The 11,306-nt window shown below is 36.6% G+C and carries 8 protein-coding genes; 4 read left to right on the forward strand and 4 right to left on the reverse strand.

Features of this window, described 5'->3' with window-relative positions; translation table 11 throughout:
- Nucleotides 1-47: 47 nt before the first annotated feature.
- From FNW21_RS15620 to FNW21_RS15630, 3 genes are all read right to left on the reverse strand, one after another.
- Nucleotides 48-302 (reverse strand): type II toxin-antitoxin system Phd/YefM family antitoxin, encoded by a 255-nt coding sequence (locus FNW21_RS15620; protein ID WP_011964534.1) that lies wholly within the window; start codon nt 300-302, stop codon nt 48-50.
- Nucleotides 303-497: 195 nt separating this feature from the next.
- Nucleotides 498-1,166, reverse strand: coding sequence for a hypothetical protein (locus tag FNW21_RS15625; RefSeq protein ID WP_144257685.1), 669 nt, complete (start codon nt 1,164-1,166; stop codon nt 498-500).
- A 902-nt stretch (nt 1,167-2,068) separates the two neighbouring features.
- Complete coding sequence (locus FNW21_RS15630) at nt 2,069-3,937, reverse strand: alpha-amylase family glycosyl hydrolase (RefSeq protein ID WP_144257686.1); 1,869 nt, start codon at nt 3,935-3,937, stop codon at nt 2,069-2,071.
- Between the two features lie 292 nt (nt 3,938-4,229).
- Here FNW21_RS15630 and FNW21_RS15635 point away from each other — a divergent pair, with 292 nt between their 5' ends.
- The 4 genes from FNW21_RS15635 (at nt 4,230) to FNW21_RS15650 (ending at nt 9,450) form a co-directional block, all read left to right on the forward strand.
- Entirely contained in the window at nt 4,230-5,855 is a 1,626-nt protein-coding gene (locus FNW21_RS15635) for an OstA-like protein (RefSeq protein WP_394344696.1), read from the forward strand.
- A gap of 136 nt (nt 5,856-5,991) precedes the next feature.
- Complete coding sequence (locus FNW21_RS15640; RefSeq protein ID WP_144257687.1) at nt 5,992-7,182, forward strand: aspartate aminotransferase family protein; 1,191 nt, start codon at nt 5,992-5,994, stop codon at nt 7,180-7,182.
- A 121-nt stretch (nt 7,183-7,303) separates the two neighbouring features.
- Entirely contained in the window at nt 7,304-8,698 is a 1,395-nt protein-coding gene (locus tag FNW21_RS15645) for a tetratricopeptide repeat protein (protein WP_144257688.1), read from the forward strand.
- A gap of 2 nt (nt 8,699-8,700) precedes the next feature.
- Nucleotides 8,701-9,450, forward strand: a complete 750-nt coding sequence (locus FNW21_RS15650) for a shikimate dehydrogenase family protein (RefSeq protein WP_144257689.1) — start codon at nt 8,701-8,703, stop codon at nt 9,448-9,450.
- 363 nt (nt 9,451-9,813) lie between these two features.
- Here the strand turns inward: FNW21_RS15650 and mtaB are convergent, their stop codons facing one another.
- On the reverse strand, nt 9,814-11,136 hold the full coding sequence (gene mtaB / locus FNW21_RS15655) for a tRNA (N(6)-L-threonylcarbamoyladenosine(37)-C(2))-methylthiotransferase MtaB (RefSeq protein WP_144257690.1): 1,323 nt from the start codon (nt 11,134-11,136) through the stop codon (nt 9,814-9,816).
- Nucleotides 11,137-11,306: the final 170 nt, after the last annotated feature.

The following is an 11,306-nucleotide window of genomic DNA, read 5'->3' on the forward strand; positions in this document are numbered from 1 at the left end:
AATACAAATAATCTTCCCAAGATTCATCAACAAATACATATTTCATTTTATTCCTCAATTAAGTCTTTAGAAAATGATTTACCACTCTTAAATTTATCAATAGCAGAATCTAACCTACTTTCGTTAGTTCTGTTTGATAATTCATAATTTGTTGCAATTAGTGAATTATATTCTTCAAGTGAAATAACAACAATCCCTGAATCTTTTCCACGATTTATAATTAGAGTTTCAAAGTTTATTGCTACTCTATCAAAGTAAGATTTAATATCTTTTCTGAAATCTGAAATATTTGCTACTACCATAATTATTATAATTTGTACAAATTTATGTACAATATTTTGATTTTACGCAATATTCGTCAAATTATTACCGCTAACGTCTTGCTACTACAGCGGGTTTGGGACTAAATTAAGCCTTATCTTCGGATTTGCCAAATATTCCCAAATACAAAACCATTTTCCCATTAAGCCAATTGCCCAAATCCGTTGTAGTAGCTGTTATGGGCTGGCTATTTTCTTCAAATGTTCATTCCATTGCTTTTCTAATTGCTTTTTGTCGGCTTCTTTCAACGTTATTTTATCAATCAAAATTTTCTTCTCATTATTGATTTTGAACACATACATTCCTTTTTTATCATCTACGCATTGTCTGTATTCTATCAATCCTTTAGGGATTATTTTATAATCGTTGATTGAAAACAAATAACTTGTCCAATTATTTTTTCCGCAACCATTTGGAGAATATGAATAATATAAATCGGTGTTTTTATTTTTTTTAGAGTAAGCATATTCAGGGATATCAATATCCTCAATTTTTCTAAATTTTTTAGTCTTGGAATCAAACAAAAGAATCATTTCGTAGTAGTAATTACTATTGTAACCATATCTGATGTCTAAAGTTCCATCTTTATTAAAATCCTCGAATTTCAATGAGTTAGGAGCAATTCCTATTTCTTCTTGTTTAGTTATTGTATCATTTTTTGAATTAATTACATATAGAATTGAGTTACTTCTGTAATCTGCGTGATAAGTAGTTCCCAAAATTTTTGCCGATACAGAATAAATCAAAGTATCTTTTTCTCTGACGTTTCTGACTATTACTTTCTTTTTTAAGTGTTCGCCTGAAAACAATATAATTGAACTAAATAAAATCAAAATATATTTCATGTAGATTTCTTTCTGTTGAATTTCGTTTTTAGCTTGCCCTGTAACGTTCCCGCGCTACAAGCAGTTTGGGATTAAATTAAGCCTATTCTTCGGATTTGCCAAATCTTCCAAATACAAACCAATTTTTCCATTAAGCCAAATCCCCAAATTGCTTGTAGCCTGTGTTGGTGGTGGCTAGTTTTTGTCGAAATTCCGTTTTTTTATCCCAATTTATCAAGTTTCAATTTTCCTTTTTTCGTCGGCAAATTAAGATTAACAAGTTTCAGACTGATAAGTTTCAGAATTCCAGTTTATAAATTCAGTTTTTCAAGCTTCGGCGCGTTTCGTTTTTCGGCGTCAATTTCAGATTCTACTTTCCGATAGAAATTTCAAAGTTAAGACGTTTAGCTTTTTATATGCGCTTCGATTGTTCTCTTTCGTTTTCGTCCGTAAATAAGTTCCAATTTTCGAGCTTCAGTTTTTCAAGTTTCCACGGATAATTTCCAACTTTCTAGCTTCAGCATTTCTTTCGGATGTAAATTTTGATTTTTCGATTGGTTTTATCTGCGTAATTTCTCACTAGTCACCACCAACTAGTTTGTATGTATGACACAATCAAACTTAACAACCTCCAAAATGGCTTGTTTAGTCAAATAAACAACCAACTATTCGCAATTCAAATATATAAATATTTTTCTACAAAAAAATAAAAATCCCGCTCAAATCTACAGTTGTGATACCATTCCAAGCAATTCTTGTAATCACGCCATTTCGCTAGTTTTATGGTAGCGGCAATTCCTGTAGTTAGGATTTTGGAAAGGCGGGTTGGATATCCCGAAAAAAATAGAGGCTATTTGACAATTGTCAATAGCCCCTACTTGGTACGATTTCCTAACTTTATATTGTTTCGTTCTAAAAGGAACTTACAACTCGTAAATAAATGATTCTGATGGTGCTATAGTAATCCAGACTTTTCCTTCGCCATTCACAATATGCAATTCGGCGGTGCTTTTATGGTACAATTGATCCGTAATTGGGTAGGTTCCATCTTTTAAATTCCATTTTTGAACCATATCCGAAGGAACTTTCAGTTCAAAAGTACTTGTTGTTAGCCACGAAAAATTGGTCACAATCAAGAGTTTTTGAGAATCGGACCAGCGGGCAAAAGCATAAATTCCCGAGTCGTAACCCGATGTTGACTGCCTGTTAGCAGTTTGAATCTCTTGGTATTTGCCCATTAATGCGGAACTATTCAAAGAGAAATTGAGGAGTCTTTTATAAAAATCACGCAAAGATTTTTCATTTTCCGAAAGTTGTCCACCATCAAATTTTCCGTTATTCATCCAGCGTTGGTGGTTGGGTACGCCAATATAATCAAAAATCGAAGTTCGAGAATGCGTGCCAAAACCAGCATTTTCGTTTCCAGCTTCGCCTACTTCTTGTCCAAAATAAATCATCGTTGGCGCCGTGCTAATGGTCGTAGAAACTACCATTAAAGGTTTTCCTTTTTCGGGCGTACCAGCAAATTCAGGACTTGCCAACCGCTGTTCGTCGTGATTGTCTAAAAAATGAAGCATGTGATGCTCAATATCCGCCATGTGGTTTTGAATGTCGGATATGCCGTCTGGCAAACATCGGCCTTGAATAACATCTTTGAGTTTGTCATACGTTTCGACTTTGTCATACAAATAATCCATTTTGCCTAACCTAATGTAGTTTCTATATTCATTTGGGTTGTAGACTTCGGCCATCAAGAAAGCGTTTGGATTTGCCGTTTTTATAGCCGAGTTCATATAACTCCAAAATTCATACGGAACCATCTCGGCCATATCGTATCGAAAACCATCAACGCCTTTGGCAGTCCAGTACAAGGCAATATCTTTGAATTTTATCCAAGAATCAGGCACACTTTTACCTGCCCAAAATTCAAAATGCTCTTGAACGGATTTGGTCTCAAAACCAGCGGGAAGTTCCGGAAAATCTTTGGAACCATCTGGGCGAATGCCGTAATTTACTTTTACGGTTTCGTACCAATCGTTGCGGTCTGGCTTGGCTAAACGCGAACCGTTACCTGTCCATTTTGCTGGGAATTCATTGAATTTTCCATCGATTAAAGGATTCCGTTCGCCGTTCAAAGGAGCATCCGTATTTGGGACTTCAAAGGGCGTATTGGGAATGTAATAAAAATTATTATCCCGCTTGTATTCTACGGTAACATCGTCATGAGCACCAAAATCGGTTACGCCTTTGGGATTGTTTTTGCCTTCATATTTACGGGCAATATGGTTGGGAACAATATCAATAATGACTTTCATGTCCGCATGGTGTGTGCGCGCAATTAAGGCTTCAAATTCCTGTAAACGGTTGGCTGGATTGACTGCTAAATCTGGATTTACGTTGTAATAATCCTTTACCGCATAAGGTGAACCGGCACGACCTTTGACCACTTCGGGATCATCATTTGAAATTCCAATGGCGGTATAATCGTGTACTAAGGCGTGGTGTGGCACTCCGGTGTACCAAATATACGATACGCCTAAATCCTTTATTTCCTGTAATGCTTTGTCTGTAAAATCGTTAAATTTCCCTACTCCGTTTTGTTCTATGGTGCCCCAAGGTGCATTAGTGGTGTTTTTATTTCCGAATAAACGGGTAAAAACTTGGTACACTACTACCTTTTTTTCGGAGACTGTTTCCTTCTTTGCTACGTTCATTTTTGATTGTTTCGTTTTACAGGCCGATGCCAAAAGCACCATACTTATTCCTGCAACGATAGTTATTTTTTTTATCATACAAAAAATTTATTAAGGGTAATTTCAAATCCGTTTAGACTATTCCATTTTTCAGAAATACGAACTTATAAAGTTACTACTTTTTTTAGTATTCCTATAAATTTACTCGAAATCAACACAATTATGCAATTGAAAATAACGTACTACAACGTAAGAGTTCGCTACTTTGTTGAAAACTAAACGGGAATTAGTGCCGCTACTTTACAAGCATTGGTTTTACCACTTTATAAATAAATGCTAATATCTATTTTGGTTGTTTCCTTTTTCATAAATTTGACAAAAATTAAATCCATTGAAGCATTTTCATTTTTTCATCATCTGCAGTTTGGCATTGCTTGGTAGCCAATTCCTTTTGGCGCAAGCCCCCAAAAAAATTATCATTGAACATTCTGATTTTGCCGATGTTAATCAAGCCGAAATTCCTGATGCGCTCTTGATGCAAGGAAATGTTCGTGTCAACCATGACGGAGTAGTGCTTACGTGTAACAAAGCCTATTTTTTTCAGAAAGAGAATTACATCAAAGCCTTTGGAAACGTACAGTTAGTTCAAGGCGACACTTTGTTTTTGAACAGTAAATACGCAGAGTACAATGGCAATATGAAAAAAGCATTTGCCACAGGAAATGCTGTTATGACATCGCCAGACGCTACTTTGGTTACGGATACCATTAATTTTGATAGAAATACACAAGAAGTATTTTACAATTCCCCGGGCACCATCATCAACAAAGAGAATGTTTTGAAAAGTAAATCTGGAAAATATTACGTTGCCGAAAAAAAATTTCAATTCCTAACGGCGGTAACCATTACCAATCCTACCTATGTGATTAAGACCAATCATTTGGATTATTACAGCAATTCTGGACATTCCTACTTACTTGGTCCGTCAACAATTACCAGTAAAGCCAACTATATTTACACCGAAAAAGGGTTTTATGATACCAAAAAAAACCTGGCTCATTTTTTAAACAAATCCTACATCAAATACGATGATCGCATTATCAAAGCAGATAGTTTGTATTACGACCGAAATCGGGAATTTGCATCGGCTACGCAAAATGTAAAAATTACCGACTCCATAAATCGGGGTATCGTAAAAGGGCATTATGCCGAAATTTATAAACTCAAAGATTCTATGTTTGTGACCAAACGAGCCGTAGCAATCAATTTTGTCGAAAACGACTCGGTATACATACATGGCAAAAAATTAATGATAACAGGCAAGGAAGGCAGCAGAATTATTCGTGCTTACAACAATGTACGTTTTTTTAAAACCGATATGAGTGGCAAGTGCGACTCTATAAATTCGTCCTCAAAAACAGCCTTGACAAAACTTATAGGAAATCCTATTTTATGGAATGGCGAAAACCAAATTACTGGTGACATCATGCACCTAATAGGCGACACTAAAACCCAAAAATTAGACTCCTTAAAAGTCCTCAACAACACTTTTCTGGTCTCGAAGGACACGCTAGGAACGGGCTACAATCAGGTAAAAGGCATGAACTTATTTGGGAAATTCCTTGACGGAAAACTTCACGATGTAGATATTATCAAAAACACCGAAGTAGTCTATTACATGCGCAACGATGCTCACGAACTCATAGGAATCAACAAGAATGTAAGCAGCAAAATAAATCTTATTTTTAATAAAAACGCAGTTGAAACGATCACTTTTTTTAAGCAAGTGGACGGCGATATTTATCCCGAAAAAGACTTACCCGAAAATGCTCGAAAATTACGAGGTTTGGTCTGGCGTGGCGAGGAACGAATAAAATCAAAAGACGACATTTTCCCTCCAGAAGAAAACGAAGACAACGATAAAATAGCCAAAGCCACTAAAGCCGAAAACGATAAAAAAGATGTTCCCCTAAAAATCAGGAAAGAAACCGTAAATTATGGGAAGAAGAGGAAGTAGGTAGTGGAAATTATTAGGAAGGAACCCTAAAAGGATTGACTGCATTAATAATACTTTTAAAATCGAAAATATAACATTTAAAACTTCGTGAACTTTGCAAAAAACTTTGCGAACTTTGCAGTTAAATCTACCAAACTTGAATCCAGATTTCCTTAAATACCAAGCACAAACCTCTCCGTATCCTTTGGGAATGGAGGTTTCGCATGCCATTGGCACCTATATCTACAACAGTAGCAACAAAAAATATTTAGATTTTGTGGCTGGCGTTTCGGCTTGCGCATTGGGGCACCAGCACCCTAGAGTCAATAAGGCCATCAAAGACCAATTAGACCGCTATTCGCATGTGATGGTTTATGGCGAATATTCGCAAAGTCCAGCCGTTCAGTATTGCAAGTTACTCGCCTCACTCCTACCTGATTCGCTAGACAAAACCTACCTAGTCAACTCCGGTACCGAAGCCATAGAAGGAGCCTTAAAACTCGCCCGAAGAGTTACGGGTCGCAGCCAATTGATTTCTTGTCACAACGCCTATCACGGCAACACCATGGGATCCTTGAGCGTCATGGGATTTGAGGAACGCAAGCAAGTTTTTAGACCATTGATTCCTGATGTAGATTTTATAACCTTCAATAACGAAGCCGATTTACAAAAAATAACCACCAAAACTGCCGGAATAATCCTAGAAACCATACAAGGTGGCGCAGGGTTTATTCAGCCCGAAAACAATTTTTTAAACAAAGTTAGAGCCCGTTGCAATGAAGTGGGAGCCCTACTTATTCTTGACGAAATCCAACCGGGTTTTGGACGAACAGGAAAGCTCTTTGGTTTTCAGAACTACGATGTTGTACCGGATATTCTAGTGATGGGCAAAGGCATGGGCGGTGGCATGCCAGTTGGTGCTTTTACGGCGTCAACGGCAATGATGGATTTATTGAGTGACAATCCTAAACTGGGACACATCACCACTTTTGGAGGGCATCCTGTCATTGCGTCAGCCTGCTTGGCCACATTGCAAGAAATAACGGAAACCCAATTGATGAGCGAAGCATTAGAAAAAGAAAAACTCTTCCGTTCCCTTTTGGTACATCCTTTGATAGTAGAGGTTCGAGGAATAGGACTAATGCTTGCCGCCATGACCAAAAGTCCCGATATAACCAATGAAGTGATCCTAAAATGCCAAGACAAAGGACTCATTTTATTCTGGTTATTGTTTGAAGGATGCGCCATCAGAATTACACCGCCGTTAACTATTTCTAATCAAGAAATTCAGGAAGGTTGTGCTATAATTCTGGAGGTAATGAATGAGATGATGGCAACAAATGTTTAGAAATTGATTTTTGAATTCTAAAAAATTTGTTAATTAAATTGTTCAAAACAATCCCTATTTTCCGCAACAATAACAAAACGAATGGCTACATTTAAATAAGCCAAATTCAAACAAATAAAGTATGCAATTAAGCAACGAAGAAGAAGATTATAACTTATCCTTATCTAAATTTGAGTCGATGTTGAAAACCAACAAGGTACTCTTTTTTGACTCCGAAGAATTTGAAGAAATCATCCTTCATTATCTGGATATGGGTAAGGCCTCTTTGGCAAAAAAAGCCCTCAAACTCGCTTTGGAACAACACCCCAAATCTACTGGACTCAAACTAGTTCAAGTAGAAATGCTCGTGTATGATGACAAACTGGAACTTGCCGAAAAGCTTTTGAACGAGTTGTTCGCAATAGAACCAACCAATGAAGAAATTTACATTCAAAAAGCCAATATTTACTCCAAAAGAGATCAGCACGAAAAAGCGGTTGAACTCCTAAAAGTTGCCCTAAAATATACCGATGATTATGCTGATGTGTACAATTTAATAGGCATGGAATACCTGTTTATGGACAACCTTGAATTGGCAAAAGACAATTTTACCAAATGCCTCGAAGAAGATTTAGAGGATCAATCAGCGTTGTATAATGTGGTGTATTGTTACGAATTTCTAGATCAAAACCAAGAAGCCATCGTGTATTTGAATAGCTATATCGACCAAAATCCATATAGCGAAATCGCTTGGCATCAAGTGGGTCGCCTTCATTATGGACTTAAAGAATATGAAAATGCCATTCGAGCATTTGATTATGCCACGCTTATAGACGATGAATTCCTAGGTGCCTTTATGGAAAAAGCAAAGGCATTTGAACGTTTAAAAAAATATAATGAAGCCATCGAAAGTTACAACAGAACCATCGAGTTGGATGATGCCACTTCGTATGCTTTGCTTCGGATAGGAAAGTGTTATGAAAAACTCGGAAACAAAGTACTGGCTTTAAAATACTTTAACAAAACTGTCCACGAAGATCCCCTTTTGGACAAAGGTTGGATTGCCATTACCGACTTTTATGTACGTCAAAAAAACTACCAAAAAGCCTTATTTTATGTCAACAAAGCCTTGGCAATTGACAATCAAAACAAGCTCTACTGGAAACGTTTTGCAACAATTAACAAACAAATGAATTTCTTTGAAGAAGCTGAATTTGGCTATAGAAAAGCAGTAGAATTTGGTGATTACCAACTAGACACCTGGTTATTTTGGGTGGATATTTTACTGTTTTTGGGCGAATTTGAGCCTGCAATTACAACATTATTGCAAGCAGCCGACTATTTTCCCGAAGAAAACGAAATTGAATACCGCTTGGCTGGTTTGTACTTTATGATACAAGAAAATACCAAAGCAAAGTTCCATTTAAGCAATGCAATGCGTTTGAATTTTGATAAATACACCATTCTTGAAGACTTATTTCCTGTAGTTTGGACTCGGAAAATGGTTCAAAATTACATTGCAAAACACAAAAAATGATAATGATTGATTCTATACGAAAGCGTTTTGGTTTATTAGGACGCAACATAAATTATTCTTTTTCGAAAGGTTATTTTACCGATAAATTTAGTGACGAAAACTTTGCAGGATGCACATACGAGAATTTTGACATTCCCGAAATTAATTTTTTTACCGAAATAGTAAAAAACAATCCCGACTTGAAAGGTCTAAATGTTACGATTCCGTACAAGGAAACCGTCATTCCGTTTCTAGATAAATTATCCAAAAAAGCAACTCAAATTGGTGCTGTCAACACAATAAAATTTACCAAAAAAGGAACTTTAAAAGGTTACAATACGGATTATTATGGTTTCAAAAAATCCCTAAAACCGCTACTCCTACCGCACCACAAAAAAGCCTTGATTTTAGGCACAGGTGGCGCATCCAAAGGGGTGGCTTTTGCATTAGACGAATTGGGTATTGTGTACACTTTTGTGTCTCGTGACGCCAAAGAAAATGCCATTGGGTACGACTTAATTAACGCCACCACATTTGACAATTACCAAATAATCATCAACGCATCGCCGGTAGGAACAAATCCAAATATTGATTTATTTCCGTTAATTCCGTACGACTATTTTACCCAAAAACACATTGCTTACGACCTAATTTACAATCCAGCCGAAACTCAATTTCTCAAGAAAGCGGCAGCACATGGAGCACAAACCAAAAATGGGTTGGACATGCTTATTTTTCAAGCCGAAAAAGCGTGGAAAGTATGGAATAAATAACCTATTATATTTAGAAACGGCTGTTTTATAATACAAAACGGGCTGCTAAACGAACTAATAATTCAATAATAGCAATCCGATTAGACTAATTTTAGCAAATTTATATCAGTTTTACACTACTCTTTTAAACACACTCCGTAAAAAAGTCCCAATCGTTACTTAAACCATTGGGACTTTTTTAGGCTATATTCTAAAATTAACAGCATTTAAAAATTTAATTATTTGGGCGTTCCCCAAGGGTCGGGCTTTACGCTACAATCTTTTTTATGGCAGAAAAAGCCACAAAAAAGGATTTCCACTTCAATCCCTAACGCAAAATGCTTTAATAAACAGAATCAAACGTTTTTTTTATTTAATTTGTATTTATACCCTCAAAAAATCCATTCTCACGCTACCTTCTTCGTCAATTTTTGTTAAATTGATTTCGTGTAGCGTATTTACTAATGCGGGGTTCCAAGGCGTTTTTACTTTGACATAATTTTCGGTAAAACCGTGAATATAGCCTTCTTTATTTTCACTTTCGAACAAAACAGTTCTATTGGTACCCAACTGACTTTCATAAAAAGCACGTCTTTTTTTGACTGATAATCCCCGCAGCATCTTGCTTCTTTTGGCTCGAACATTGGCAGGAATTACATCTTGCATCGCTGCCGCCTCGGTATTATCCCGTTCAGAGTAAGTAAAAACGTGTAAATACGAAATATCCAAATCGTTCAAAAAATGATAGGTTTCTAGAAAATGCGCTTCGGTTTCGCCAGGAAATCCCACGATTACATCCACGCCAATGCAAGCGTGCGGCATGACTTCTCTAATTTTATTGACGCGTTCCGTGTAAATTTCACGTTGGTAACGGCGTTTCATCAACTTTAAGATTTCATTGCTACCGGATTGCAACGGAATATGAAAATGCGGGACAAAAGTGCGACTTTTTGACACAAATTCAATGGTTTCATTCTTCAATAAATTAGGTTCTATCGAAGAAATTCGCAACCGTTCGATGCCAGCAACTTTGTCTAACTCTTGCACCAATTCCAAGAACGTATGTTCGTGTTTTTTGTTTCCAAATTCTCCTTTTCCGTAATCACCAATGTTTACGCCTGTCAATACAATTTCTTTGATATTCTGTTTCGAAATTTCAGCGGCATTTTTCAATACATTTTCGAGTTCGTCACTTCTAGAAATACCTCTCGCCAGCGGAATCGTGCAATAGGTACATTTGTAATCGCAACCGTCTTGCACTTTCAGGAACGCCCGAGTTCGATCACCAATGGAGTAACTGCCTACGTAGAAATCGGCTTCTGCAATTTCGCAGGAATGCACTTCGCCAAAATCATTTTTAGATAAGTCATTGATATAATCCCCCAGTTTGAATTTTTCGGTAGCACCAAGAACCAAATCCACACCATCTACGCTGGCTAATTCTTCGGGTTTGAGTTGGGCGTAACAGCCCACGGCGGCCACAAAAGCTTTGTTGTTTAACTTCATGGCTTTTCGCACCACTTGTTTGAATTGTTTGTCGGCATTTTCAGTAACGGAGCACGTATTAATCACATACATATCCGCAACTTCTTCAAAATCTACTCGGTCAAAACCTTCGTCTTGCAAATTGCGAGCAATAGTCGATGTTTCCGAAAAATTTAATTTACAACCTAAAGTGTAGAACGCTACTTTTTTTCTGTTTCCCATAAGATACCTCAACCAATGAAATCGTTGTCAAAAAATTGAGAATGCAAATTTACAAACAAAAATTTATAAAAGAAAATTTCTGTTTCAATCCTTCAGGGCAAACGCATCATATTGCATAAAAATAAGTACTAAAAAACTTGTTAATTAAATATAATATAACTACATTAACG

It is taken from the genome of Flavobacterium restrictum, assembly GCF_007097245.1.
GTDB lineage: Bacteria > Bacteroidota > Bacteroidia > Flavobacteriales > Flavobacteriaceae > Flavobacterium > Flavobacterium restrictum.